The following is a 25,213-nucleotide window of genomic DNA, read 5'->3' on the forward strand; positions in this document are numbered from 1 at the left end:
GCCGGAGCTGTGAGGCCGCCCTTGCGCATTCACCGCGATCTGTCACAATCGCGCGGGCGGCGGACACGAGGAGAGCTCTGTGAGCAGCGAGACGGTGCGGTCGAGGATCCCGCAGCTTCGGCTGGACGAGTTGCTGGAGGAGTTGCAGGCCCGCATCGACGCGGCCCGCGGCACCCGGGACCGGGTGCACAGTCTGCTGGAGGCGGTGCTGTCGGTCGGCCGCGAGCTGGACCTCACCCAGGTGCTGCGCCGGATCGTCGAGGCCGCCGCCGTCCTGGTCGACGCCCGGTACGCGGCGCTCGGGGTGATCGGAGCCGACGGCGAGACGCTCTCCCAGTTCCTGACGGTCGGTCTGTCGGAGGAGGAGATCGCGCGGATCGGGCCGTACCCGACCGGGCGGGGCCTGCTCGGCGAACTGATCCGCAACCCGGCGGCGCTGCGGCTGGAGGACCTCTCGCAGCACCCCTCCTCGGTGGGCTGCCCCGCCCACCACCCGGTGATGCGGCGCTTCCTGGGCGTCCCGGTGCGGGTGCGCGAGGAGGTCTTCGGGAACCTCTACCTGACCGACAAGCGCAACGGCGAGGAGTTCGACGCCGACGACGAGGCGGTGATCTCCACGCTGGCGGTGGCCGCCGGGGTGGCGATCGACAACGCCCGGCTGTTCGAGGAGGCGCAGCGCCAGCAGCGCTGGCTGAGCGCCAGCGCGGAGATCACCCGCGCCCTGCTGTCCGGCGGCTCCCGCTCGGAGGTGCTGGCGCTGATCGCGCAGCGCTCGCGGGAGATCACCGGCGCGGATCTGGCCGACGTCTGCGTCCCGGTGGACGGGACCGGCACGGTGCGCGTCGAGCTCGCCTCGGGCGGGGACGCCCCGGGCCGGGAGGGCCTGGCGGTCCCGCTGGAGGGGTCGCTGGCCGGCGAGGCCTGCGCCTCGGGGGTGCCGGTCATCACGGCGGACCTCGCGGGCGACCCCCGGCGGGCGGCGGGGACGGGGCGTTTCGCCGGGCTCGGTCCGGCGGTCGCGGTGCCGCTCGGACGGGACACCGGCCGGATCGACGGCGTGCTGATGCTGGCCAGGACGGCCGGTGCGGCGGAGTTCACCGACCGGGAGACCGGCCCGCTGCTGGGCTTCGCCGACCAGGCCGCCCTGGCCCTGGAGGTGGCCGAACGGCGGCGTGACGCCGACCAGTTGGCGATGCTGGAGGACCGCGACCGGATCGCCCGGGACCTGCACGACCTGGCCATTCAGCGGCTGTTCGCCACCGGGATGACCCTGCAGAGCGCCGCCCGGCTGATCGACCATCCGGGCGCCTCGGACCGGGTGCTGCGCGCGGTGGGGGACCTCGACGAGACCATCAAGATCATCAGGTCGACGATCTTCGGCCTGCGGGCCCGCGAGGAGGCCGTCGGCCACGGGCTGCGGGCCCGGGCGGTCAAGGTCGTGGAACAGGCCCAGGCGGTGCTCGGCTTCGCGCCCCGGCTGAGCATGGAGGGGCTGCTGGACACCGACGTACCGGCCGAGGTGGCCGGGCACGTGCTGGCCGTGCTCGGCGAGGCGCTGAGCAATGCCGCCCGCCACGCCGCGGCGAGCCGGGTCGAGGTCGCGCTGCGGGCCGCGGGCGGGCAGGTGGTGCTGACCGTCGCGGACGACGGCGTCGGGGTGCCCGAGCAGGGGCGGCGCAGCGGTCTGCGCAACCTGGCGGAGCGGGCCGGCTCGCTCGGCGGGGCGTTCGCGCTGGAGCGCCCGGCGGAGGGCGGCACCCGGCTGGTCTGGTCGGCGCCGCTGCCGGTCTGAGCCGTCCGCGGGGCGGGCCGTCGCGCGGGCCGGGCCGTCCGGCGGGACGGTCGGACGTCAGCGCGGGGTGTCCGGCAGCAGCCGGCCGGTGACGAGTTCGGGCCGGATCCGGATCGATACCCGGCCCGGGCGGGCGTCCGCCGGGCGGGCGTCCGGGGGCGGGCCGTCCGGGGAGACGTCGGCCCGGCCGAGCACGGTCACGCTCCAGCCGGCCCCGTCGGCCTCGTCGACCTCGCCCGCCTCGAACGCCACCAGCGCGCCGGACACCGCCCGCGCCAGCTCGGAGCGGGCGGCGGCGCTGAGCAGCACGCTGCCGTCCCGCCCGAGCCGGTAGCGGACCGGCAGGACGGCCGGCAGCGCGCCGACCGTGTAGACCACCCGGCCGACCGAGGACCCTGCCAGCAGGCGCCGGCAGTGCCGCTCGTCCAACGGGGCGTGCGCGGTGGGGATGCGGTCGGATTCCATGGGCTCGATGGTCGGCTTCCCCGGGCGCATGGGAGAAGGGTCGTTCGGTCCCCCACCGCCCGGCCGGACGCCCCCCTCGGCAACCGCCAGGGACCCTCGGGACGTCCGCACCGGGACCGGTGGCGCCCGCGAGGGGGTCCTCCGGCCCTGCCCCCGGTGTCCCGGCCCCCGGAGGATCGGTGCCACGAACACGGCGACCAGGTCGGCGTGTTCGGCTCCCGGCGCCTTCAGGAAAGGACGTTCAGATGAACCCGCTGCAGAGCCTCCCGGCCGTCGAGATCAGTGTGACGACCCGTGGTGAGGTCTCCCTGGCCGCGCCCGACTACGCCCGCGCCAAGCTGGAGGCGGTGCTCCGCCGGATCCACGAACCCGTCCTCGCGGTGCGGGTGAAGCTCACCCAGGAGCCGCACCACTCGGTGGTCCGCCCCTCCGTCGCCCAGGCCGTCGTGGACCTGAACGGCCGCCCGGTCCGCGCCCAAGTCGCGGCCGCCACCATGCAGGAGGCCGTCGACCGGCTCCAGGACCGCCTGTCCGCCAAGTGCGCCAAGGTGGGCCGGCGTCACCACACGAGCGCCTGGGTCGAGCGGCACGGCGAGGAGCACAGCCCGCAGCACGTCGAACGGGCGGCCGCGGAGCGGGAGATCGTGCGGCACAAGACCTACGGCCTGGCCCGGCAGAGCGCCTGGGCGGCCGTGCTCGACCTGGAGGCGATGGACTACGCCTTCCACCTGTTCACCGACGCCCGCAGCGCCGCCGACAGCGTGGTCTACCGCGACGACCGCACCGGCGCCCACCGGGTCGCCTCGGCCGGCGCCCCCGCCGAGCCCGTCCCCGGCCTGACCGTGAGCACCGCCGACGTACCGGAACTGACGGTGGGCGGGGCGGTGGAGCGCCTGGACCTCTCGGGCCTGCCGTTCGTCTTCTTCACCGACGCGGCCACCGGGCGCGGCAACGTCCTCTACCACCGCTACGACGGCCACTACGGCCTGATCACCCCCGCCCAGGACTGAGCGGGTCCCCGGCCATGGCGGGCCGGTCACGGAGGCGTGGGGGTACCGTGCCACAGCATGTCCTGCCCGGCCGTACGGGGCCACGGCAGGGCGGCGTCGGGATCGGGGCAGCGGGGGCCGTACGGCACCGCCTGGTGGACCCCGCCGCCCGGCAGCGACGTCCTGGTGGTCTCGGGCGGCATCGGACTCGCCCCCCTGCGGCCGGTGATCGAGGAGGTCCTCGCCCGCCGCGACGCGTACGGCACCGTCACGGTGCTCAGCGGGTACCGCGCTCCGGGTGGGCAGCTGTTCCTCGGGCAGCTCGCCCGCTGGCGCTCGCGCGCCGACGTCCGGGCATCCGGGCCGGGTCCACCGGCTCACCCTGCACCCGGCGCCGCCGGAGCAGCCACTGGACACCGCGACGGCGGTCGGCACGCACGGGCTGGGCCTGGGCCAGGGCACCGCGCTGGCCGCCGAGCTCGGCAGACTGCCCGGGGAACTCGTGGTGGTCGCGGTGGAGGGCGGCGACTTCACCATCGGCCAGGGCCTCGGCCCCGCCGTCGCCGCCGCCGTGCCGAGGGCCGCCGAGGAGGTCCGCGCGGTGCTCGCCGCCCACCGGGACCGCCCGGCGGGGCAGTGACCGGCCGAGCCGCGTGTCCGGCCGGGGTGGGCCGGACGGCCCTGCCCGTGGCCCGCGCGGTGGCGGACCATGGAGGCGGAGGCACCAGATGACCGCACGCAACCGCTTCCCGGTCCGGCACCCGACACGGAGGGCGAAGCCGGGCCCGCCGCCCGCCCCTCCGAAGCCCGCCGGCCGGGAACCGGGACGGCCGCCCGCGGGCCTGCGGCGGTGGCTGCTGCCGGTCGTCGTCGCGGTGCTCCTGATCCTCGTCCTGCTGACCCGGATGCCGTCGGGGACGGCCGACCGGTACTCCTACTCGGACTTCACCGGCCGGGTCGGCGCGGGCCAGGTCAAGACGGTCGAGATCACCGACAAGGGCGCCGTCAGCGGCACGCTGAAGGACGGCACGAAGTTCACCACGCAGATCCCGACCGCGCTGGACAGCAGCGGGCTCACCCGGCAACTGCAGGCGCAGCAGGTCGAGATCACGGCGAAGCCGACCGGCGGCGGCTCGGTGCTGACCACCCTGTTCGTCTTCCTGCCGCTGATCGTCCTGGTGGGGCTGTTCCTCTGGTCGGGGCGGGCGGCGACCAGGGCGATGACCGGCGGCCTCAGCGCGATCGGGCGGTCCCGGGCGAAGATCATCGAGGCCGAGCGGCCGCACACCCGGTTCGCCGACATCGCGGGCTACGAGGGGGTGAAGCAGGAGGTGAGCGAGGTCGTCGAGTACCTGCGCAGCCCCGGGCGGTACGCCGCCGCCGGCGCGAAGGGCCCACGCGGGGTGATCATGGTCGGCCCGCCCGGCACGGGAAAGACCCTGCTGGCGCGTGCGGTCGCCGGTGAGGCCGAGGTGCCGTTCCTCTCGGTGACCGGGTCGGCCTTCGTGGAGATGTTCGTGGGGGTCGGGGCCTCCCGGGTCCGCGACCTGTTCGAGGAGGCGCGCAAGAGGGCGCCGTCGATCATCTTCATCGACGAGATCGACGCCGTCGGCGCCCGGCGCGGCGGGGGAGCGCGCCTCGGCGGGAACGACGAGCGGGAACAGACCCTCAACCAACTGCTCGCCGAGATGGACGGCTTCGACCAGAGCGTCGGCATCGTGGTGCTCGCCGCGACCAACCGTCCCGACGCCCTCGATCCGGCCCTGCTGCGGCCCGGCCGCTTCGACCGGCAGGTCACGGTCCCGCTGCCGAACCAGGCGGAGCGGGCGGCCGTCCTCGCCGTCCACGCGCGGGGCAAGACGCTGGCCGGGGACGTCGACCTGGACCGTACCGCCCGGGCCACACCCGGGTTCTCCGGGGCGGACCTCGCCAACCTGGTGAACGAGGCCGCCATCAACGCCGTGCGCGCCGGCCGCACCGTCATCACGGCACAGGATCTGGACACCGCACGGGACCGGGTCCTGCTCGGCCGCCGGGAGTCCTCCAACGCCCTGCTCCCGGAGGAACGCCGAGCGGTCGCCGTGCACGAGTCCGGCCACGCCCTGATGGCCGCGCTCTGCGAGCACGCCGACCCGGTCGCCAAGGTCACCATCCTGCCGGCCGGCATGGCCCTCGGCGCGACCCAGCAGCTGCCCGAAGCCGAACGGCACCTCTACAGCCAGGGGTACCTGGAGGACCTGCTGGCCGTCCAGCTCGGCGGCCGGGCGGCGGAGCTGGTCGTCCTCGGCGAGGGCTCCAGCGGCGCCGCCGACGACCTCGCCAACGCCACCGTGGTCGCCACCCGCATGGTCCGCGAGTTCGGCCTCTCCGACGCCCTGGGCCCCGTCGGTTATGCCTCCGGCACACCCCAGTACCTCGGCGAGAGCGCCGAGGACCGGCTGCGCCGTCCCTACTCCGAGCAGACCCAGCACGCGGTGGACGAGGAGGTGGCACGACTGCTGCGGCGGGCGGAGCAGCGCGCCGTCGAGCTGCTGCGCGGCCACCGCCGGCAGCTGGACGAACTGGCCGGGCGGCTGATGGCGGAGGAGACGGTCGACGGGAAGGCCGTGCTCGCCATCCTCGGCGCCGAGCAGCCGCCGCCCATGTCGCTCCGCAAGCCGCGGGACCCCGGGGAGCGGGAATGACCACGGCGGGCCGGGGCGGTGTCGTCACCCGTGAGCGGATCGGCCGGGCGGGCACGCGCGTGCTCCGTCCGCCGGTCAGGCGCCGTGGTGGAGGCGGTCGGGGCCCGCCAGGGCGATTCCGTCCAGGGCCGCTTCGGCACGCAGGCCGGGAGTGAAGCCGGCTCCGCTGTAGCAGGCCGGCCGAGCGCGGCTCACGTCCGTGCCGCTCGCGCCGGGGCGCCGGATCGTGCAGGGCCGGTCGGTCCACCGTTCCGGTCCGACCGGGCGGGCCCGGCTCACCCGCTCCGCTCGGCGGCGGCCACGGCCCGCTTCACCGCGGCGAAGCTGTCCGGGCTGACGGAGATCGAGTCGATCCCGGCCGCGACCAGGAAGCGGGTGAAGTCCGGGTCGTTGCTGGGACGCTGTCCGCAGAGGCCGACGTGGTGGCCGGCCGCGTGGGCGGCGGCGATCAGGGACTCGATGCCGCGGGTGACGGCGGGGTCGCGCTCGTCGAAGAGGCGGGCGAGCAGGCCGGAGTCGCGGTCGACCCCGAGGGTGAGCTGGGTGAGGTCGTTGCTGCCGATCGAGAACCCGTCGAACCGCTCGGCGAACCGCTCCGCGAGCAGGATGTTCGCCGGGATCTCGGCCATGACGAAGACACGCAGGCCGTTCGCACCCCGGGTGAGCCCGTTGTCGGCCATCACCGCGAGGACCCTGGTCGGCCTCCCGGGGGTGCGGCAGAACGGGATCATCACCATGACGTTGGTCAGCCCGAGTTCGTCGCGGGCCCGGCGCAGCGCCCGGCACTCCAGGGCGAAGCCCTCGCGGTACCCGGGGTCGTAGTAGCGGCTCGCGCCGCGCCAGCCGATCATCGGGTTGGCCTCGTCCGGTTCGAACGGGCTGCCGCCGATCAGCCGGGCGTACTCGTTCGTCTTGAAGTCGCTGGTGCGCACCACCACCGGGTCCGGCCAGCGGGACGCGGCGATCCTGGCCACGCCGTGGGCGAGCCGGTCCACGAAGTACTCGGTGCGGTCCGGGTAGTCGAACGTCAGCTCGTCGACGCGCCGGCGGTCCCCGGCACAGAGCCGTTCGGGATGGACCAGGGCCATCGGGTGGATCCGCACCTGGTGCGCGACCACGAACTCGGTCCGGGCCAGCCCCACGCCGTCCGCCCCCCGCTGATCCCGTCCTTGGCCCACTCCAGATCCATCGGGCACCGGCGCCCGCGAGGTCGGAGCGGACCATCAGCTGGACGCCGACCGACAGCGCCACGGAGAGGTGGTCGAAGCCCATCCGCTCCCGGTAGTCGATCGCCCGGTCGGTGAACAGCGAGGCGAAGCAGCGCCGGCAGGCGTCCAGCAGCGCTCCGGCGCCCCGGACGTTGAGGAAGGTCTCCTGCCGGCCCGCGAAACTGGCCCCGGGCAGGTCCTCGGCGGTGGCGCTGCTGCGCACGGCGACGTCGGGATCCTCGCGGCCCGCCTCCCGGGCGAGCCGCCGGTACGCCTCGGTGATCTCCTCGGCCGTCTCCGGGGGCAGCGGCGCGGCCAGGACGGCGGACCGGATCGCGGCGCCGGCCTCCGCCAGCGGCACGCCCCGGTGCAGGCGCTCGACCTGCCGCGCGATCACCTCGCGCAGGCCTCCGGCGTCCAGCAGCTCCCGGTAGGCGTCGGCCGTGGTGGCGAAGCCGTCGGGGACCCGTACGCCGAGGGGGCCGAGCGCGGTGATCAGCTCACCGGGCGAGGCGTTCTTGCCTCCCACCACGCCGGTGTCCGCCCGGCGGAGTTCGCGGAAACGGATGACACGGCGCATGGCTGCCCCCGGTGTCTCGCCGAGTGCCCCGGACCGCACGGGGGCTCCGTTCCCTCCACGGTGCGCCACCGGACGGCCCGACGCCAGGGACCGCCGGCCCGGGACCCTGGCCCGCCGGGACCCGCCGCGCAGGGCCGTTCGGCCCCGTGCGCCCCGGCCGCGGGCGCGCCAGGGTGGGGGAGCGGCAGCCCGGTACGCGATGCCGTCGCGCGGGAACCATGGAACGGCGCTCACCACGGGAGGTGGAACATGTCCGCTGCGGGCACGGCGGTGATCGAACTCAGATCGCTGACCAAACGGTACGGCCGGAGCGTCGGCGTCGACGGCCTGGACCTCGACATCGGAGCCGGCGAGGTGTTCGGCCTGCTCGGGCCGAACGGCGCGGGGAAGACCACGACCCTGCGCTGCCTGGTCGGCCTGCTCAAGCCGAGCGCCGGCGCGGTCCGCGTCCTCGGCCGGGACCCGGTGGCCGACCACCGCCGGGTGGCGCCCTCCATCGGCTACCTCCCGGGCGAGCTGCGGCTCTACCCCGAACTCACCGGGCGCCAGACCCTCGACCTGCTGGCGAACCTCCAGGGCGCCCCCGCCCCGCGGCAGGCCGAGCTCTGCGCCCGGCTGAGCCTGTCCCGGGCGGACCTGGACAAGACGGTCGGCGCGTACTCGCGCGGCATGAAGCAGAAGCTGGGCCTCGTCCAGGCCCTGCAGCACCGGCCGGCCCTGACCGTGCTCGACGAACCCACCGAGGGGCTGGACCCGCTGGTCCAGGAGGTGTTCTTCGAACTCCTCGCCGAGGAGACCGGGGCCGGCCGCACGGTGCTGCTCTCCAGCGACGTGCTGCCCGAGGTGCAGCGGGCCTGCGGCCGGGTGGCGATCATCCGCGGCGGGCGGCTGGTGGCCGTCCAGTCGGTCTCCGCGCTGCGCCGGGCCCGCGCCCGGCGGATCCGGCTGGTGCTGGCCGACGGGCTCGGCACGCGGCCGCTCGGCGCGGCGGAGCAGTGGTCGCCGCGCTGGGACGGCGACCGGGTGGAACTCCTGGTGCCCCCGGACGACCTCGTGGCGGCGGTGCGCGACCTGCTCGCCGCCCTGCCGGTCGGGGACCTCACCGTCGAGGAGGCCGGTCTGGACGAGGCGTTCCTCGACCTCTACCGGACCGGCGACGGGGCTTCCCCCGAGTCCGGGGCCAGCTCCGGCGACGGCCACGCCCCGGAGCAGCGGTCATGAGCCGGGCCACCGTCAGCCGACGGCTCCCGTTGCTCTGGCTGGCCCTGCACCGGCGCCGCCGGATGCTGCTCTCGCTGGTGCTCGGCATGGTCGTCTTCGAGGCGCTGATCGTCGTGATCACCGGCACCGTGCCGCCCACGGACCTGTTCGGCGGCACGGCGAACCCGCCCGACGCCTTCAAGGCGTTCAGCGGCTCCAACGGGGACGTCTCCATCGCCAGCTACCCCGGTCTGCTCGGCGCCGGGCTCACCCATCCCTTCTGGATCGCGCTCCAGCTGACCGCCATCGGCGCGCTGGGCGCGGCCGCGGTCGCCGCCGACGTCGAGTCCGGCACCATCGAGCTGCTGATGACCCGTCCGGTCTCCCGCCGCCGGCTGCTCGCCGAGCGGACCGCCGCGCTCGCCGCCGCGTCCGTCCTGCTGAACGCCGCGGCCACCGCCACGGTGGCGCTCGGTGTCGCCCTCTCACCCGACCTGCGGGCCGCCGTCCCGGTCGGCGGGGTGCTCGCCGCCGGGCTGCTGGGCTGCGGCTTCACGCTCTGCCTGACCGGGCCCGTGCTGGCCGTCTCGGCCGTCAGCCGCCGCCGGGCCCATGTGGTCGGCGCCGCGGTCGCCCTCGGCGCGGTCGGCTTCGCGCTCAACTTCGTGGCCCTCGCCTGGGCCCCCGCCGCGCCGCTGCGCTACCTCAGCCCCTTCCACTACTACACGCCCGGCGACGCCCTGGCCCACGGCAGCGTCCCGTGGGCCTCGCTGGCGGTCCTGTGCGCCGTCGGCCTGGCCGGCCTGGCGGCCGCCTTCGCCCTGCTGGAGCGCCGCGACCTGGCGATCTGACGCGACCCGGCGCTCCGGGCGGACGGCGCGGGTGGCGGATCGCCCCGGTGCCGCCCGTGGCCGGCGGCGATCCGCCCGGCGTGCGCGACCAGCTCCGCGGCCGCCCGTTCGCCGACCCCGAGGGCTTCGTCGAGGCGCCGGGCGCTCCAGCCGTGGCGGGCCAGGAGGACGGGCAGGCCGTGGTGTCCTGGCTCCCCGGCGGGGACCGGCACGGGGACCGGCGCCGTCACCGGCGCGGGGCGGTGACGGCGTACGGTGGCGCGGCGCAGCTCGTCCGCACCCCAGACCAGGAAGGGGAACGGTGCCACGGTCAGCAGCTGTGCCGGGGAGAGCGCGGCCGTGCCGAACACCCCGTGCAGTGCGGGCAGGTAGACGATCGCCGCGGCGAAGGCGAGCGAGAAGCCGATGCCGCCCAGCAGCCGGCGGTTGCCGAGCACACCGACCGACCGCAGCGAGGCCCGGTCGGTGCGGGCCGCGAAGGCGGTGCCGATCTGGCAGGCGACGATGCCCAGCCAGGCGACCGTGGTGGCCTGGCGGTAGACCTCGTGCAACGGCGTACCGGGACCGGTCGGGTCGCCGGGGTGCCAGCCGCCGCGGCCCAGGGTCAGCAGGAACCCGCCCATGACGAGGGCGGCGGAGATCAGGCCGAGGAACCCCCAGGCACGGGCGAGCATGCCCGGCCGGATCACCCGCTCCGCGCGGGGCCGCGGCGGCCGGTCCATGAGCCCGGGCTCGGCGCGTTCCCGGCCGAGGGCGAGAGCCGGAAGGGTGTCCGTGCCCAGGTCGACGGCGAGGATCTGCAGGCGCGCGTCCGCCGGGATCCGGTCGCCCTCCTCGACGACCAGCACGTCACCGGGAACCAGGTCGCGGGCCGGCACCCGCCCGCGCCGGCCGTCGCGCACCACCGACGACAGGTCGGGCAGGAACCCGGACAGGGCCTCCACCGCGCGTTCCGCCTGGCGCTCCTGCGCGAAGGCCAGCAGGGCGTTGAGCAGGATCACCGCCGCGATCGCCACCGCCAGGGCGGGGGAGGAGCTGACGGCGGCCAGCGCCAGCAGCACCGCGAGCGGATGGGTGAACTGCTGGACCAGTTCCCCGGGCCACCGCCGCCGCTCGTGCCGGGCGAGGACGTTGGGGCCGTGCACCACCAGACGGTGACCGGCCTCGCGCGCGGTCAGGCCGTCGGGCGACGTCCGGAGGTCCCGCAGGAGCAGGGCGAGGGGTTCCCGGGGATCGGGCGCGGCCCGGTCCTCCGGGGGGCCGGGCCGCGCCGCGGCCGGTGTGCTGCCGGACACGCCGCGTCGGCGCTCAGCCGTCGTCGCGGGGCTCGTTAGCCGCGGCGTCGGTGCGGCCGGCGTGCAGCAACTGCTGCCCGAGGTCGATCAGGGCCCGGGCGGCCGCGTACTCGTCGCCGATCTCCGGCACCGGCGGGTCCTGCGGGTTGCGGTGCGCCTCGGTGCGGCTGTGCAGGGTGGTGTCCCCGGTGTCGAGGACGGCGTGGACCTTGGTCACGTCGCCTTCCTCGAACAGGTCGAGCCGAAGGGCCCAGCGCTTGGTGCGCATCGGCGTCGTGGTGGCGTTGGCGGTCATGGCCGTTCGGTCCTTTCGAACGCGGGGGTGCGGCGGGCGGAGGGCGGGCCGGGGAAGGGACGCGGGCCCGTCGCGCGCCCGGTGGTCGCCGTCAGACGAGGCCGGCGCCCCAGGCGCGGGCGCGGTCCAGTTCGCCCGCGCGCAGCGGGCCGTCGGCGCCCTCGACGACGAAGCCCTCGGGCTCGGCGACGATGTCGTAGTGGTGGTGTTCGAGGCGGTGGGCGATGCCCGGTGCGGCGCCGCCGCTGCCGGTGCCGGCGCCCCGGGTGTCGAAGGCGGCGGCGTAGGTGCCGGGCTCGGTGTCGGGCAGGTGGCGGAACCAGGTGCGCAGGCCCTCGCCCTCGGCGGTGTCGTGGGCCTCCCGGGCGGCTTCCTCGTGGCCTTCCTTCTTCGCCTCCGCACTGGCGGCCATCCGGCGGCTGAGGCCGGAGGACATGCCGCGCATGTGGGTCGGTCCGCCGACCACCAGCAGGTCCGCGGACCGGGCGAGTTCGGCGGAGGCCCGGGCCACCGGCAGGCAGTCGACGGCCGCGCCGGGGTCGGCTTCGTGGACGCCCTCGGCGATCGCCTCGGCGATCTCGCGGGTGTTGCCGTACATGCTCTCGTACACGATCACGGTGTGCATGGCTGTCACCTCTCGTCGGTGTCGCACCGGTCGTCACCTCCAGGCTGGCCCCGTGACCGGTGCCGGGGGTTGGGCCGTTCGGTCCGGAGCGGCCGCCGAACGGCCCGGCTGCGGCGGCCCGGTGGTCAGTCGTACGGGACGACGGCCACCGGGCAGCCGACGTGGTGGACGGCGGCGTGCGCCACCGGCCCCAGGTGCGGGCCGAACGGCCGGCGCCGCACGCGGCGTCCCACCACGACCAGGCCGGCCGTCGCCGAGGCGTCGACCAGGGCGTCGGCGGCCGCGGCGTGCACCAGCTCGGCCGTCGCGTCCACCTGGGGGAATCGGTCGCGCCAGGGGGCCGCCAGGGCGTCCAGCAGGTCCCGGTCGACCGCCGACAGGTCCCGCTCGGTGCCCTCGACCGCCGTGGCGGAGAGGTACTCGCTGCCGAGCGGCGGCTGCCAGCCGTGGACGATCCGCAGCCGGGCCGAGCGCAGGGCGGCGGCCTCGAAGGCGAAGGCGAGGAGTCCGTCGCACGGGTGCGCCAGGCCGACGCCGACGACGACGTCCCGCACGGCCTTCCCGTCAGGTTCGGCCCCGCCGGCGCGCACCAGCACCACCGGGCAGGCGGCCCTGCGCAGCACCTGCTGGCTCACCGAGCCGACCAGGAAGCCGTGCACGGTACCCAGCCCCCGGGAGCCGAGCGCCAGCACGGTGGCGTCCCGCCCGGCCGCCGTGAGGGCCTCGACGGGGTCCTCGGGGACGTGCGCGGAGCCGACCTCGGTCCCGGCGAGTTCGGCCCGCAGCTCCGCCTCGCGGGCCGCGAGCCGCTGCCGGCTCCAGCGGATCGCCTCGTCGGTGCCGAGCACGTCGGTCTTCGGCCAGGGCCAGGCCTGGAGCAGTTCGAGCGGCAACTCGCGCCGCCGCGCCTCGCGCGCCGCCCAGTCGGTGGCGGCCAGGCTCTCGGGCGAGCCGTCGAATCCGACGACGACGGGTCCGTTCACGGTGCTCTCCCAGGAATGATCGGCCAGGGGTCAGCCGGCCTCGTCGGACGGCAGCGGGACGGTGACGACGGGGCAGCGGGCGCGGCGGAGCAGCCCGTGCGGCACGGAGCCCAGCCGCATGCCGGTGAACCCGCCGGAGCCCCGCCGTCCGACCACCACGGCGAGCGCGTGCTCGGACGCCCGTGCCAGTTCCTCGACGGGATGGCCGTGCGGCACCTCGTGGGTGAGGTGCGGTCCGGGGTCCGTCGCCCGCAGGCCCGCGGTGGCCTCGGACAGGAGCCGCCGCGGCTCCGCCTCGGCCTCGTCCGGGGCGGTCCGGCCGCCGAGCGGGCCGCTGCTGCGGACCAGGACGGCGCGCAGATCGGCGCCGCGCCGGTCGGCGAGGCCGTGTGCGAAGCGGACGGCGGCGGCCGAGGTCGGACTGCCGTCCACGCCGACCACGACGTAGGGCCGTTCCTGGGTGACGTGCTCCGGGCCGGGCACCACGACCACCGGGCAGTGGGCCTGGGCGCTCACCGGGACGGTCACCGAGGCGAGGCTCAGCACCTCCTCGACCCGGCTCAGCCGCCGGGTGCCGAGGACGACCAGCGAGGCGTGCGCCGACTCCCGGCACAGCGCCGGCGCCGGCACGTCCTCGGCGACCACGGTGGTGACCGTCAGCCCCGGGTGCCGGGCGCGGGCCGCCGCGGCGGCCCGTCCGAGCGCCCGGTCGGCGCGCTCGCGCAGCGCCTTGTGGTAGCGGCCCTCGTCGAACGGCCGGAACTCGCGGACCACCGAGGGGACCGCGTGGACCAGCCGCAGCGGCAGTCCGCGGCGGTGGGCCTCGTCGGCGGCCCAGGCGGTGGCCATCGGCCCGGGGTCGGTGTCCACCCCGAGAACGACCGGGGCGCTTCCGTGGCCGGGGGTCGTGGCTGTCATGGTTCCTCCACATCGTCGGGCTCACCACCGGACGGTGGCGCCGTCGGGCCGCGTTCCCATGCCGCGCGGGGCGTCGTGCGGCCGGGAGGGGCCGGCGGGCACCGGCCCGCGGATCCGCTCCTCGATACCGCGGCGGACCGCGGCGGTGTACCGGCGCAGCCGGTCGGACGGCGTGGCCGCGGGAGCCCGCGGCGCGACGATCCGCCGGGCCGCCGCGGGCAGTCCGGCGAGGTCCGCCTCGAACACGGCCCGCGCCCCGGCGAGCGTCGGCGGCGGGCCGGTCCGCTCGCCGTGCGCCATGACCGTCCGCAGCAGCGGCGCGGTGTCCGGCGGCGCCGGCTCGTCGGCGAGCGCGACGGTGTCGGTGAATCCGGGGCCCCGGTGGACCTGCTTGGCGCCGGGGGCGCTGATCTTTCCGGTCGAGAGCTTCATCATCGGCCGCCCGTCGTAGGCCACCAGTTTGTACGCCGCGTCCAGGTACGGCGCGTCGGCCGACACCCCCACCAGGGTGCCGACCGCGAAGGTGTCGATCGGCGCCCGGTCGCGCACCAGCCGCTCGATCGCGTACTCGCCCAGCCCGCCGCTGGCGGTGACGGCCACCCGGACCAGCCCGGCCTCGTCCAGGATCCGCCGGGCCGTGACCGCGAGCGCGCCCAGGTCGCCGCTGTCGAGCCGGACCGCGCAGCCCTCCTGCAGCCCCAGCTCGCGCAGCACCCGCGCGGCCGTCGCGACCCCGCCGGCGGTGTCGTAGGTGTCGACCAGGAGGGTGAGCGGCCCCGGGTGGGCGCGGGCGAAGGCCCGGAACGCGGCCGCCTCGTCGCCGAAGGCCTCGACGTACGAGTGCGCCATGGTGCCGACCGCCCTCAGCCCGTGCGCGCGGGCCGCCGCCACGTTGCTCGTCCCGGCGAACCCGACCAGGGCGCCCAGCCGGGCGGCCCGGTCGGCGGCCGACACGCCGTGGGTGCGCCGCAACGAGAAGTCGACCACCGGACGCCCCCGCGCGGCCAGGACGCACCGCGCTGCCTTCGAGGCCACCGCCCGGCGGGCCCCGGGGCGTCCGTGGCCGCGCCGGAAGACTGGGCTTGAGGCCGGCGGAACCGCGGGCCCCGCCCCGAGGAGGTGCGTCATGGCCGCGCAGCAGCACCGTCCGGTCGCGCACACGCCGCTCCGTTCCCGGCTTCGCCGCGCCTCCGGTCTGGACCACAATCCACTGTGCCGACCGGTCGACCGGGCCCGAAGCCGCCTGGTGCTGGCCCTGCCGGTCGTCCTCGCCGCGCTGCTCGCCGTGAGCGCGGCGGTCGCCGTCCTGGTGTTCCGGGCGGAGACCCGCAGCGAGCGGGAGGCGGCCCGCCATCGGCACGCCGTCGTGGCGACGACGGTCGGCCCGGCCGTGCCGGACGACCTGAGGACCGGAAGCTCCGGGGCGCGCGCCCCCGCCCGGTGGAGCTACCCGACCGGCCCCGGTGGCGGCACCGTCCGGGTGAGCACCGGAACGCCGGTCGGGACGGCGGTACCGATCCACGTGGACGACAACGGCGCCCCGACTGCGGGGGCCCGCGACACCACCGCGATCCTCGCGGACGCGGGGATCCTCGGCCTCGGGACGGCGGCCGGCCTCACCTCGCTCGCCGTCCTCGGCTGCACCGTGCACCGCCGGGCACTGGACCGGCGGGCCGAACGGAGCTGGGAGCCCGAATGGGAGCGGGTGGAACCGCTGTGGACGCAGCGCCGCTGAGCCGTTCCGGTGACCCGGGCCGCAGGTGACCCCGGCGGCAGGGCGCCGGTTCAGAGCCGGAACACCGCGACCCCGCCGGGCCGCAGGGTCGCCGTGGTCCCGCGGCAGCGGACCCGGACCGGGTCGGCGCCGTCCTCGCGCAGGCGCACCGTGGCCGTGTGCCGGTCGACCGTGATCACCATGCCCTGGTGGCCCCGGTAGCGCAGTTCCAGTTCCAGCCGGCCGAGCGCCGACGGCAGGTGCGGGTCCAGCCGCAGCGCGTCCTCGCCGATCTCCAGCCCGGTGTAGCAGCGCTGCAGCAGGTCGACGGCCCCGGCCATGGCGCCGAGGTGGACGCCCTCCGCCGTCGTGCCGTGCTGACTGTCCCGGATATCGGCCACCAGGGCGTCGCGGAAGTACCGCCAGGAGGCCCGGCGGTCGGCGCGGGTGAGCACCCAGGCGTGGACGACCGAGCTGAGCGTCGAGCCGTGCACGGTGCGCCGCAGGTAGTAGGCCGTGGTGCGGCGGAACAGCTCGTGCGGGGCCGGGTGGCCCAGGTGCCGGAGCAGGTCGCGGACCTCGCGGGCGGAGAACAGGTACCAGAGCATCAGCGCGTCCGCCTGCTTCGAGGCCTGGTACCGGTTGACGGTGTCGCCCTCGGCCTCCAGGATCCGGTCGAGCCGGCGCAGGTCGGTGTAGCGCTGCCGGTAGGCCGCCCAGTCGAGTTCGGCGAGCCGCTCGTAGCCGTCGAACTGGCTCAGCACACCCCGGTGGAAGGGGACGTGCAGCCGCCGGCCGATCTCCTGCCAGCGGTCGAGCTCCAGGGCGTCCAGGGCGAGCCGTTCACGCAGTTCGCCGCACCGGTACCCGGGCAGCACCCGCAGGGTGTCGGCGGCCCGGGCCAGCACCCAGGAGGCCAGGACGTTGGTGTAGGCGTTGTCGTCCAGCCCGGGGCGGTCGGCGCCGGGGTAGGCGTCGTGGTACTCGTCGGGCCCGAGCACGCCCCGGATCGACCAGCGCCCCCGGTCGCGGTCGTACGCCGCCGCGGACGACCAGAAGCGGGCGATCTCCAGCAGCGTCTCGGCGCCCGCCGAGGAGAGGAACTCCAGGTCGCCGGTGGCCTCGTAGTACTTCCAGATGTTGTAGGCCACCGCCGAGCCGACGTGCCGCTGCAGGTGGCTGTGGTCCGGCAGCCAGCGGCCGGACAGCGGGTTGAGGTGGAGCTGCTGGGACTCCTCACGGCCGTCGCTCGCGCTCTGCCACGGGTACATCGCGCCGTGGAAGCCGGCCTCGTGCGCGGCCCGCCGGGCGGCGTCCAGGCGGCGGTGGCGGTAGCGCAGCACCGAGCGGGCCAGCTCCGGGAGGCGAAGGTCCAGCAGCCGGAGCACGAACAGCTCGTCCCAGAAGACGTGCCCCCGGTACGCCTCGCCGTGCAGACCGCGCGCCGGGACGCCGACGTCCAGGTCCACCGAGTGCTCCGAGTAGCTCTGCAACAGGTGGAACAGGGCCAGGTGCAGCGGTCCGGCGCCGTCGAAGTCCGCCTCGATCCGGCAGTGGCGCCACAGCTCCGTCCAGCGCCGCGCGTGCTCGGCGAGCAGCTCGGCGAAGCTCCCGGCCCCGGCGGCGAGCATCAGGGAGGCGGCCAGTGGGGTCTCGATCGCCGGGTCGCGGGAGGTGTGCACGGCCACCACCTTCTCGACCGCGACCGGGCGGCCTCGGCGCAGCTCCAGCATCCGCAGCTCGGCCGCCCGGCCGTCCCCGTGCTCGTGCGTGACGGCGAGGGTGCCGCGCGGCGCCCTGGTCCGGGCGGCCAGGGCGATCCGCAGCGGCGCGTCGGGCGCCGCGACCTCCACCCAGCACAGCCCGTCCCCGTCCACGCCCTGCCCGGCCGGGAGGAGGTGGCGGTCGGCCAGCCCCCGGTAGCGGGCGACGCCCCGGTTGGCGACCACGCCGTCCAGCGCCGAGCGGACCTCCAGCGGCCCGGACCAGTTCTCCGCCGTGAACGTGCTCTTCAGCGCGACCAGGTGCGGTGAGGCCTGACTGGCGAACCGCCGCTGCACCAGTTCGGTCCGCCGCCCCCGCCCGTCCACCACGAGGGCGGTGCGGGTCAGCACGCCCCGGCGCAGGTCCAGCTCCAGGGTCTGCCCGGCCGGAGGACCGGCGAACCACGCGTCCCCCGGGGCCCGGAAGGTCAGCGGCAGCCAGTTCGGGGCGTTGACCAGGTCCTCGTTGGTGACCGACCGGCCCGCCACGGTCGAGACCGCGCGGTGGTAGCAGCCGGCCAGGTACGTCCCCGGGTAGTGCACGCCGTCGGCGACCGCCTCCGGCGCGGCACCGCGGGTCACCAGGTACCCGTTGCCGACCGCGCACAGGGCCTCCCGCAGCCCCTCCTCGGCGGGGTCGAAGCCCTCGTAACGCAGGACCCACGGGTCCGGCATCACCGGGCGCCCCGCGGGCGGGCGTGCTTCCACGGGGGATCACCTCCCTGCCGAGCGGTCGTCTCCCAGTCTGCGCACCGCCCGCCCGCCCCGCCCGCCGGGGCCGGTCGGCCCTGGCCGGAACGGGAGGGTCCGGGGACGCTGGAAGGGTCCGGCCGGGAGCGCGGCGAAGCGCCCGGCAGCGCCCGGCGAACGGGCCGAGGAGGCTCCCATGTCCACCGCCCCCGCTCCGCGCACCACCGTCGAGACGGCCCTGCTCACCGACGGAGCCACCGTCGAGATCCGCCCGGTCACCGCCGCGGACCGGCGGGCCGTCCTGGACCTGCACACCACCGGGATGTCGGAGGAGAGCCGTCGGCTGCGCTTCTTCGGCGCCAGCCGCACCGCGCCGCGGCTCGCCGCCGACCGCCTGTGCGGCCCGCACGGCCCGGGCCTGCTGGCGCTGGGCGCGTGGGCCGGGGGCGCCCTCGTCGGCGAGGCCGACTGCGAACTGCTGGACGAACCCCCGGGGACCGCCGAGCTGGCCCTCGTGGTCGCCGACCGCTGGCACCACCGGGGCGTGGCCACGCTGCTGCTGGAACACCTGATCCACGCCGCGCGGGGCCGGGGCGTGCGCTTCTTCGAGGCCGACACCCTGACCGGCAACCGCGCGGTGCACAAGGTCTTCGCCGGGCTCGGCCTGCCGGTGCACCGCCGCTTCGAGCGGGGCGAGGTGCGGGTCCGGGTGCCGCTGGAGGAAGCCGACGAGCACTACCGCGAGGCGGTCGACGAGCGGGCCCGCCGCGCCGACGTGGCCAGCCTGACGGCACTGCTGCGCCCGGCCTCGGTCGCGGTGGTCGGCGCCTCCCGGCGGGAGGGCTCGGTCGGCGGGACCGTCCTCGCCCGGATCCGGCGGGGCGGCTTCACCGGCCCGCTGTGGGCGGTCAACCCGTCCGCCGGAGCCGTGGGCGGAGTCCCCTCGTACCCGTCCGTCGGCGCACTGCCCGCGGTGCCGGACCTCGCCGTGCTCGCCGTCCCGGCCGCCGCCGTGCCGGATGTCGCCGAGGAGTGCGGGCGGGCCGGGGTCCGCGCCCTGGTGGTGCTCGCCTCCGGCCTCGGCCCGGAGCAGGCCCGCAACCTGCTGCGCACCTGCCGCCGGCACAGCATGCGCCTGGTCGGGCCGAACAGCCTGGGCATCGCGCACACCGATCCCGCCGTCCGGCTGGACGCCGAGTTCGGTGGGGCGTTCCCGCTGCCCGGCACCGCCGGGGTGGCCGTGCAGAGCGGCGGGGTCGGCATCGCCCTGCTGGAGCGGCTGGCCTGGCTGGGGGTCGGCGTGTCCGGCTTCGTCTCGCTCGGCGACAAGTACGACGTCAGCGGCAACGACCTGCTCCAGTGGTGGGAGCAGGACGGCCGCACCGACCTCGCCCTGCTCCACCTGGAGTCCTTCGGCGATCCGCGCGCCTTCGCCCGCACCGCCCGCCGGGTCACCCGGCGGATGCCGGTGCTCACCGTCGACGCGGGCCGCTCGGAGGCGGGCCGGCGGGGCGCGGCCTCCCACACCGCGGCCGCCGCCACGCCCACCGTCACCCGGGAGGCGCTGTTCCGCCAGGCGGGCATCACCGCCACCCGCAGCATCGACGAACTCGTCGCGACCGCGGGCCTGTTGCACGTCCAGCCGCTCCCGGCGCCGCGCGGCGCGGTCGCCGTGGTCTCCAACGCGGGCGGGATCGGCGTCCTCGCCGCCGACGCCTGCGCGGAGGCGGGCCTGTCGCTGCCCGAGCCCGGGCCCGGGCTCGCCCCGCTGCTCCCGCCGGGCGCCTCCGCCCGCAACCCGGTGGACACCACCGCGGCGGTCGGGCCGCAGGACCTCGCGCGCTGCCTGGACGCCCTGGAACGGGACCGGAGCATCGATGCCGTGCTGCTCTGCCTGGTCCCGACCGCGCTCGCCACCACCGCCGACCGCGATCCGCTGCGCGCCCTGCTGGACGGTCCCGCCCGGCGCCGCGTCCCGTTCGCCGCCGTGCTGCTCGACCAGCAGGTGCCGATCAGCTATCTGACCTGCGCCGACGGCGGCCGGATCCCGGCCTACTCGGACACCGTCGCCGCCGCCCGCGCGCTCGCCCACGCCCGGGACCGCGCCCGCCGGCTCGCCGAACCGCCGTCCCCCGAGGCCGACGCCCCGGGCTGCGACGTGCGCACCGCCCGCAGCCTCGTCGACGGCCACCTCGCCGCCCACCCCGGCGGTGGCTGGCTCGACCCGCTCACCACCGCCGACCTGCTGGAGAGCTACGGCCTGCCGCTGGTCACCTCGGTCTGGGCGCGCGACGAGCACACCGCCGCCGTCACCGCGGCGGCACTGGCCCGGCTCGGGCACGAGGGCAAGGTCGCCCTCAAGGCGTACTGGCCCGGCCAGGTGCACAAGAGCGCGGCGGGCGCGGTCCGTACCGGGCTCGCCGGGGAGGGCGACGTCCGTGCCGCCTACCGGGAGTTCACCGCCGCCTTCGGGGCCGGGCTGGCCGGCGCCGTGGTGCAGCCGATGGCCGCTCCCGGCGTCGAGCTGCTCGCGGGCGTGGTCCAGGACCGCGTCTTCGGCCCGCTGGTGGTGTTCGGCCTGGGCGGTACCGCGACCGAGGTCCTGGACGACCGCACGACCAGGCTGGCCCCGCTCACCGAACGCGACCTCACCACCATGGTCGACGACCTGCGCGCCGCACCGCTGCTGTCCGGCCACGGCGGGACGCCCCCGGCCGACCTGGACGCCGTCCGGTCCGTACTGGCCCGGCTCTCCCGGCTGGCCGCCGACCTCCCCGAACTCGTCGAGGCCGACCTCAACCCGGTCATCGCCCGCCCCGACGGCGCCGTCTGCGTCGACGCCCGGGTCCGCCTGGAACCCCGCCCCTCCTTCGACCCCTACCTGCGCCGCCTGCGCCGCCCGGCGTCCGCGGAGGACGGGTGAGGGCGGGAGGCCTTGCCGGCCCGTGACACGAGCCCCCGGTCCCGGAACGCGGGACCCCACGACGGGAAGCGGCTGGTGGGAGGGGCGGATGCGTCGCCGTCGCGGAGACGCGCGCCCTGATCACCCTCGATCACCGTCTCGAAACCGCGGCGCCATATTCCGGCCGGTGTTCCCGCAAATCCCTCCGGAGCCAGAACCGAGAGTGCGGACAACGTCGGGGCGGCCGACCGGACATCGAGTACGGACTGGGCGATTCGGGGCCCATGTCCGCGATCCAGGCGCGGCAGTTCTTTGCGGGCCGGAATCCGCACCGGTCTGCCGCACCGAGAACGGTTCGAATGTTCTCGTAGAAGACGTCCCGTTTGGCGAGTTGTGCCAGGGCCCCGGTTCTGGCCGGTACGACGTACTGGACGGCCTTCTTCGGCGGGCTGATGGCATCGAGCAGGACTTCACGGCCGGCCACGAGGTTCGCGAGCTTCACCGCCATGGGGCGGCGGGCTCACGGGTGCTCCTCGGACGGTCGTCGCCAAGGCGGTGGCGGTTGTGCTCCGGGCGCCCCGTACCCGCCGCCGCCCGGTGTGCGGATCTCCAGCGCGTCCCCCGCCGCCACGTCGGTGCCGCCGCAGCCGGGCAGTTCCTCCACGCTGCCGTCGGCGCGCAGGACGCGGTTGGCGCCGAGCGCGCCGGGGGAGCCGCCGGCGAGGCCGTACGGTGCGACCCGGCGGTGGCCGGAGAGCAGGCTGACCGTCATCGGCTCGCGGAACCGCAGGCGGCGCAGCGCGCCGTCGCCGCCGTGCCGGCGGCCGGTGCCGCCGCTGCCGGGGCGCACGGCGAACTCCTCGACGAGGACCGGGAAGCGCCACTCCAGGACCTCCGGGTCGGTGAGGCGGGAGTTGGTCATGTGGGTCTGGACGGCGTCCGCCCCGTCGAAGTCCGGGCCCGCGCCGGAGCCGGAGGCGATGGTCTCGTAGTACTGGTGCTCCGCGTTGCCGAAGGTGAGGTTGTTCATCGTGCCCGAGCCCTCCGCCTGCGCGCCGAGGGCCGCGTAGAGCGCGCCGACGACGGCCTGCGAGGTCTCGACGTTGCCCGCGGCGACGGCGGCGGGGTACTCGGGCGCGAGCATCGAGCCGGACGGCACGACGATCCGCAGGGGGCGCAGGCAGCCGTCGTTGAGCGGGATGTCGTCGGCGACGAGGGTGCGGAAGACGTAGAGGACGGCGGCGGTGACGACGGCGGTGGGGGCGTTGAGGTTGCCGTCGAGCTGGGGCGACGTGCCGGTGAAGTCGATGGTCGCGCTGCGGTCCCGGTGGTCGACGCGCACGGAGACGGCGATCACCGCGCCGGAGTCGGTCTCGTAACGGCAGGAGCCGTCGGACAGGCCGCCGACGGCCCGGCGCACGGCGGCCTCGGCGTTGTCCTGGACGTGCCGCATGTAGGCCTGGACGACGGCGAGTCCGTACTGGTCGATCAGGGCGTTGGCCTCGTCGACGCCCTTGCGGTTGGCGGCGATCTGGGCCCGGAGGTCGGCGAGGTTGGTGTCCGGGTCGCGGGACGGGTGGCGCGCCCCGGTGAGCAGCCGGAGGGTCTCCTCCTCGCGCAGCCGCCCGTCCAGCACCAGGGGCCAGGTGTCGAACAGCACGCCCTCCTCGTGGATCTCGTGGCTGTCGGCGGGCATCGAGCCGGGGGTGGTGCCGCCGATCTCGGCGTGGTGGCCGCGGGAGGCGACGAAGAACAGGAGGTCGCGGCCGTCCTGGTCGAAGACCGGGGTGACCACGGTGATGTCGGGCAGGTGGGTGCCGCCGTGGTAGGGGTCGTTGACCGCGTAGGTGTCGCCGGGGCGCAGCCGCGGGCCCCGCCGGCGGATCACCTGTTTGACGGTGGTGCCCATCGAGCCGAGGTGGACGGGGATGTGCGGGGCATTGGCGACGAGGTTGCCGTCCGGGTCGAAGAGCGCGCAGGAGAAGTCGAGCCGCTCCTTGATGTTGACCGACTGGGCGGTGGACTCCAGCCGGGCGCCCATCTGCTGGGCGACCGCCATGAAGAGGTTGTTGAAGACCTCCAGCAGGACGGGGTCGGCGGTGGTGGTGACGGCCTGCTCGGTGCGCGTCCCCGTGCGTTCGAGCGACAGGTGGCCGCCGGGGGTGACGGTGGCCCTCCAGCCGTCGTCCACGACGGTGGTGGAGTCGGGCTCGGTGATCAGGGCCGGGCCGGTGACCGTGTCGCCCGCGCGCATCGACCGGCGTTCGAGCAGCGGGGCCCGGCGCCACTCGCCGCCGCTGCGCAGCGTGACGGTGGCGGGCTCCGGGGGCTCCCCGGGGGGAGGGGCGGGGGAGAGGGCGTCGAGCCGCGGCTGCTCGGTGAGTCCGGTGCCCTCGACGGTGAGGGCCTCGATCACCAGCGGGCGGTCCATCAGGAAGGAGTAGGCGGCCCGGTGCCGCTCCTCGAACTCGGCCGTCATCTCGCCCGGCCCGCCCAGCGGGACGCCGATCGCGGTGTCGGTGCCCCGGTAGCGCAGTCGGGCCCGGTGGACCAGGCGGATGCGCTCGCGCGGGACGTCCTGGTCGAGCAGCTGCTCGGTGGCGTCCGCCGCGAGCTCCTGCGCGAGGTCCCGGACGGCGGCCATCTCCTCCCGCGCCAGCGGCCGTTCGACGGCCCGCTCGTGCAGGACGGTGGTGTCGGCCAGCCCGATGCCGAGGGCGGACAGCACCCCCGCCATCGGCGGGACCAGGACGGTGCGGATCCCCAGGGCGTCGGCCACCGGGCAGGCGACCTGGCCGCCCGCGCCGCCGAAGGTGGTCAGCGTGTAGCGGGTGACGTCGTGGCCCTGCTGGACGGAGATCCGTTTGATCGCGTTGGCGATGTGGCCGACCGCGATCCGCAGGAATCCGTCGGCCGCCTCCTCGGCGGTGCGGTCGCCGATCTCCTCGGCCAGTTCGGCGAACCGTCGTCTCGTCAGGTCGAGGTCGAGCGGCTGGTCGCCGTCCGGTCCGAAGACGCGGGGGAAGTGCCCGGCCTGGATGCGGCCGAGCAGCAGATTGGCGTCGGTGACGGTCAGCGGCCCGCCGTTGCGGTAGCAGGCGGGGCCGGGGTCGGCGCCGGCCGAGTCCGGCCCGACCCGGAGGCGTTCGCCGTCGAACCGCAGCACCGAGCCGCCGCCGGCGGCGACGGTGTGGATGGCGAGCATCGGCGCCCGCAGCCGCACCCCGGCGACCCGGGTGGTCACCACCCGCTCGTACTCGCCGGCGTAGTGCGAGACGTCGGTGGAGGTGCCGCCCATGTCGAAGCCGATCACCCGCCGGTGGCCGGCGAGCTCCGACATCCGCACCATGCCGACGATGCCGCCGGCCGGGCCGGAGAGGATCGCGTCCTTGCCCCGGAAGTGCCCGGCCTCGGCCAGGCCGCCGTTGGACTGCATGAACATCAGCCGGACACCGGCCAGTTCGTCCGCCACCTGCCGGACGTAGCGGCGCAGACCGGGGTTGAGGTAGGCGTCGACCACGGCGGTGTCCCCGCGCGGCACCAGCTTCATCAGCGGGCTCGCCTCGCTGGACAACGACACCTGGTCGAAGCCGAGCCGTTCGGCGAGCCCTCCGATCTCGCGCTCGTGGGCGGGGTGCAGGTAGCTGTGCAGGCAGACCACGGCGATCGACCGCAGGCCGTCACGCAGACAGGCGCGCAGGTCCCCGGCGAGCCGGTCGAGGTCGGGCGGGCGCAGCACCCGGCCGTCGGCGTCGATCCGCTCGTCCACCTCGACCACCCGGGCGTAGAGCGGCTCGGGCAGGACGATCCCGCGCGCGAAGATCCGCGGCCGGTTCTGGTAGCCGATGCGCAGCGCGTCGGCGAAGCCGCGGGTGACGCACAGGACGGTCGGTTCGCCGGTGCGCTCCAGCAGCGCGTTGGTCGCCACCGTGGTGCCCATCCGGACGGACGCGATGTCCGCCCCGGGGGGCAGCAGGGCCCGGATCCCCGCCACCGCCGGGTCGCGGTGGCGGGCGGGGTCGTGCGAGAGCAGCTTGTGGGTGAGCAGCCGGCCGTCCGGAGCCAGCGCGACCACGTCGGTGAAGGTCCCGCCCCGGTCCACCCAGAACTGCCAGCCCCTGGAAGCCATGACGGGTTCCCTCCGCCGTACCGCGCGGCGTCCTGTGCCGGCGCGGCCCCGTGCGTGAGCGGTTCTGTCCACGAGTATCCGACCGGGCGAACCGTTCGGGCAAACGGAACATACTGGGCATGACGGGCGG

General features: G+C 76.1%; 16 protein-coding genes and 3 pseudogenes. 8 read left to right on the forward strand and 11 right to left on the reverse strand.

Annotated elements, in window-relative coordinates:
• Positions 1-79 precede the first annotated feature (79 nt).
• Positions 80-1,792, forward strand: coding sequence for a GAF domain-containing sensor histidine kinase (locus tag ABT238_RS18280; RefSeq protein WP_350565177.1), 1,713 nt, complete (start codon positions 80-82; stop codon positions 1,790-1,792).
• A 57-nt stretch (positions 1,793-1,849) separates the two neighbouring features.
• Here the strand turns inward: ABT238_RS18280 and ABT238_RS18285 are convergent, their stop codons facing one another.
• Positions 1,850-2,257, reverse strand: coding sequence for a pyridoxamine 5'-phosphate oxidase family protein (locus tag ABT238_RS18285; protein ID WP_350565175.1), 408 nt, complete (start codon positions 2,255-2,257; stop codon positions 1,850-1,852).
• Positions 2,258-2,502: 245 nt separating this feature from the next.
• Here ABT238_RS18285 and ABT238_RS18290 point away from each other — a divergent pair, with 245 nt between their 5' ends.
• The 3 genes from ABT238_RS18290 to ftsH all read left to right on the forward strand — a co-directional run bounded on the left by ABT238_RS18290 (position 2,503) and on the right by ftsH (position 5,930).
• Entirely contained in the window at positions 2,503-3,267 is a 765-nt protein-coding gene (locus tag ABT238_RS18290) for a ribosome hibernation promotion factor (protein WP_350565173.1), read from the forward strand.
• A gap of 277 nt (positions 3,268-3,544) precedes the next feature.
• Positions 3,545-3,886 carry a hypothetical protein gene (locus ABT238_RS18295; protein WP_350764587.1) on the forward strand — a complete coding sequence of 114 codons (342 nt, stop codon included), beginning with the start codon at positions 3,545-3,547 and terminating at the stop codon, positions 3,884-3,886.
• A gap of 88 nt (positions 3,887-3,974) precedes the next feature.
• Positions 3,975-5,930, forward strand: coding sequence for an ATP-dependent zinc metalloprotease FtsH (gene ftsH, locus ABT238_RS18300; RefSeq protein ID WP_350565169.1), 1,956 nt, complete (start codon positions 3,975-3,977; stop codon positions 5,928-5,930).
• A gap of 275 nt (positions 5,931-6,205) precedes the next feature.
• Here the strand turns inward: ftsH and ABT238_RS38800 are convergent, their stop codons facing one another.
• Both ABT238_RS38800 and ABT238_RS38805 read right to left on the reverse strand, forming a co-directional pair.
• Positions 6,206-7,072: a putative PEP-binding protein gene (locus ABT238_RS38800; RefSeq protein WP_502891446.1), complete on the reverse strand. Its 867-nt coding sequence runs from the start codon at positions 7,070-7,072 to the stop codon at positions 6,206-6,208.
• 118 nt (positions 7,073-7,190) lie between these two features.
• Positions 7,191-7,718, reverse strand: a pseudogene (locus tag ABT238_RS38805) (PEP/pyruvate-binding domain-containing protein); the annotation flags it as partial.
• A 249-nt stretch (positions 7,719-7,967) separates the two neighbouring features.
• Here ABT238_RS38805 and ABT238_RS18310 point away from each other — a divergent pair.
• Positions 7,968-8,939: an ABC transporter ATP-binding protein gene (locus ABT238_RS18310; RefSeq protein WP_350764612.1), complete on the forward strand. Its 972-nt coding sequence runs from the start codon at positions 7,968-7,970 to the stop codon at positions 8,937-8,939.
• Positions 8,936-9,769, forward strand: a complete 834-nt coding sequence (locus tag ABT238_RS18315) for an ABC transporter permease subunit (protein ID WP_350565165.1) — start codon at positions 8,936-8,938, stop codon at positions 9,767-9,769. Before ABT238_RS18310 ends, ABT238_RS18315 begins: the two co-directional genes overlap by 4 nt.
• Positions 9,770-10,041: 272 nt before the next feature.
• Here the strand turns inward: ABT238_RS18315 and ABT238_RS18320 are convergent.
• The 6 genes and pseudogenes from ABT238_RS18320 to ABT238_RS18345 form a co-directional block, all read right to left on the reverse strand.
• Positions 10,042-11,064: pseudogene (locus ABT238_RS18320) on the reverse strand (cation-translocating P-type ATPase C-terminal domain-containing protein); the annotation flags it as partial.
• A gap of 13 nt (positions 11,065-11,077) precedes the next feature.
• Positions 11,078-11,359 carry a dsRBD fold-containing protein gene (locus tag ABT238_RS18325; protein WP_350565162.1) on the reverse strand — a complete coding sequence of 94 codons (282 nt, stop codon included), beginning with the start codon at positions 11,357-11,359 and terminating at the stop codon, positions 11,078-11,080.
• A 91-nt stretch (positions 11,360-11,450) separates the two neighbouring features.
• Complete coding sequence (locus ABT238_RS18330; protein ID WP_350565160.1) at positions 11,451-11,984, reverse strand: flavodoxin family protein; 534 nt, start codon at positions 11,982-11,984, stop codon at positions 11,451-11,453.
• A 125-nt stretch (positions 11,985-12,109) separates the two neighbouring features.
• A complete protein-coding gene (locus ABT238_RS18335; RefSeq protein ID WP_350764636.1) occupies positions 12,110-12,967 on the reverse strand; it encodes a universal stress protein in 858 nt (285 codons plus the stop codon).
• Positions 12,968-12,997: 30 nt separating this feature from the next.
• Positions 12,998-13,885, reverse strand: a complete 888-nt coding sequence (locus tag ABT238_RS18340) for a universal stress protein (protein WP_350764662.1) — start codon at positions 13,883-13,885, stop codon at positions 12,998-13,000.
• A 21-nt stretch (positions 13,886-13,906) separates the two neighbouring features.
• Positions 13,907-14,920 (reverse strand): annotated as a pseudogene (locus ABT238_RS18345) (nicotinate phosphoribosyltransferase); the annotation flags it as partial.
• A 91-nt stretch (positions 14,921-15,011) separates the two neighbouring features.
• Here ABT238_RS18345 and ABT238_RS18350 point away from each other — a divergent pair.
• Positions 15,012-15,620 carry an Rv1733c family protein gene (locus ABT238_RS18350; RefSeq protein WP_350764771.1) on the forward strand — a complete coding sequence of 203 codons (609 nt, stop codon included), beginning with the start codon at positions 15,012-15,014 and terminating at the stop codon, positions 15,618-15,620.
• 50 nt (positions 15,621-15,670) lie between these two features.
• Here ABT238_RS18350 and ABT238_RS18355 read toward each other — a convergent pair whose 3' ends face one another.
• A complete protein-coding gene (locus ABT238_RS18355) occupies positions 15,671-18,070 on the reverse strand; it encodes a glycoside hydrolase family 65 protein (RefSeq protein WP_350565152.1) in 2,400 nt (799 codons plus the stop codon).
• Between the two features lie 178 nt (positions 18,071-18,248).
• Here ABT238_RS18355 and ABT238_RS18360 point away from each other — a divergent pair, with 178 nt between their 5' ends.
• Positions 18,249-20,975, forward strand: a complete 2,727-nt coding sequence (locus tag ABT238_RS18360; protein WP_350565150.1) for a bifunctional acetate--CoA ligase family protein/GNAT family N-acetyltransferase — start codon at positions 18,249-18,251, stop codon at positions 20,973-20,975.
• A 499-nt stretch (positions 20,976-21,474) separates the two neighbouring features.
• Here ABT238_RS18360 and ABT238_RS18365 read toward each other — a convergent pair whose 3' ends face one another.
• On the reverse strand, positions 21,475-25,083 hold the full coding sequence (locus tag ABT238_RS18365; RefSeq protein ID WP_350765191.1) for a hydantoinase B/oxoprolinase family protein: 3,609 nt from the start codon (positions 25,081-25,083) through the stop codon (positions 21,475-21,477).
• Positions 25,084-25,213: the final 130 nt, after the last annotated feature.

This window comes from Kitasatospora sp. NPDC001527 (assembly GCF_040298605.1).
Classification (GTDB): Bacteria; Actinomycetota; Actinomycetes; order Streptomycetales; family Streptomycetaceae; genus Kitasatospora.

Bases quoted from the DNA above. Each gene is read 5' to 3' on its own strand.
- ABT238_RS18290 (WP_350565173.1), top strand. From the start codon at position 2,503: ATGAACCCGCTGCAGAGCCTCCCGGCCGTCGAGATCAGTGTGACGACC.
- ABT238_RS18285 (WP_350565175.1), bottom strand. From the start codon at position 2,257: ATGGAATCCGACCGCATCCCCACCGCGCACGCCCCGTTGGACGAGCGG.
- ABT238_RS18365 (WP_350765191.1), bottom strand. From the start codon at position 25,083: ATGGCTTCCAGGGGCTGGCAGTTCTGGGTGGACCGGGGCGGGACCTTC.
- ABT238_RS18350 (WP_350764771.1), top strand. From the start codon at position 15,012: ATGGCCGCGCAGCAGCACCGTCCGGTCGCGCACACGCCGCTCCGTTCC.
- ftsH (WP_350565169.1), top strand. From the start codon at position 3,975: ATGACCGCACGCAACCGCTTCCCGGTCCGGCACCCGACACGGAGGGCG.
- ABT238_RS18315 (WP_350565165.1), top strand. From the start codon at position 8,936: ATGAGCCGGGCCACCGTCAGCCGACGGCTCCCGTTGCTCTGGCTGGCC.
- ABT238_RS18340 (WP_350764662.1), bottom strand. From the start codon at position 13,885: ATGACAGCCACGACCCCCGGCCACGGAAGCGCCCCGGTCGTTCTCGGG.
- ABT238_RS18360 (WP_350565150.1), top strand. From the start codon at position 18,249: ATGTCCACCGCCCCCGCTCCGCGCACCACCGTCGAGACGGCCCTGCTC.
- ABT238_RS18325 (WP_350565162.1), bottom strand. From the start codon at position 11,359: ATGACCGCCAACGCCACCACGACGCCGATGCGCACCAAGCGCTGGGCC.
- ABT238_RS18330 (WP_350565160.1), bottom strand. From the start codon at position 11,984: ATGCACACCGTGATCGTGTACGAGAGCATGTACGGCAACACCCGCGAG.
- ABT238_RS18310 (WP_350764612.1), top strand. From the start codon at position 7,968: ATGTCCGCTGCGGGCACGGCGGTGATCGAACTCAGATCGCTGACCAAA.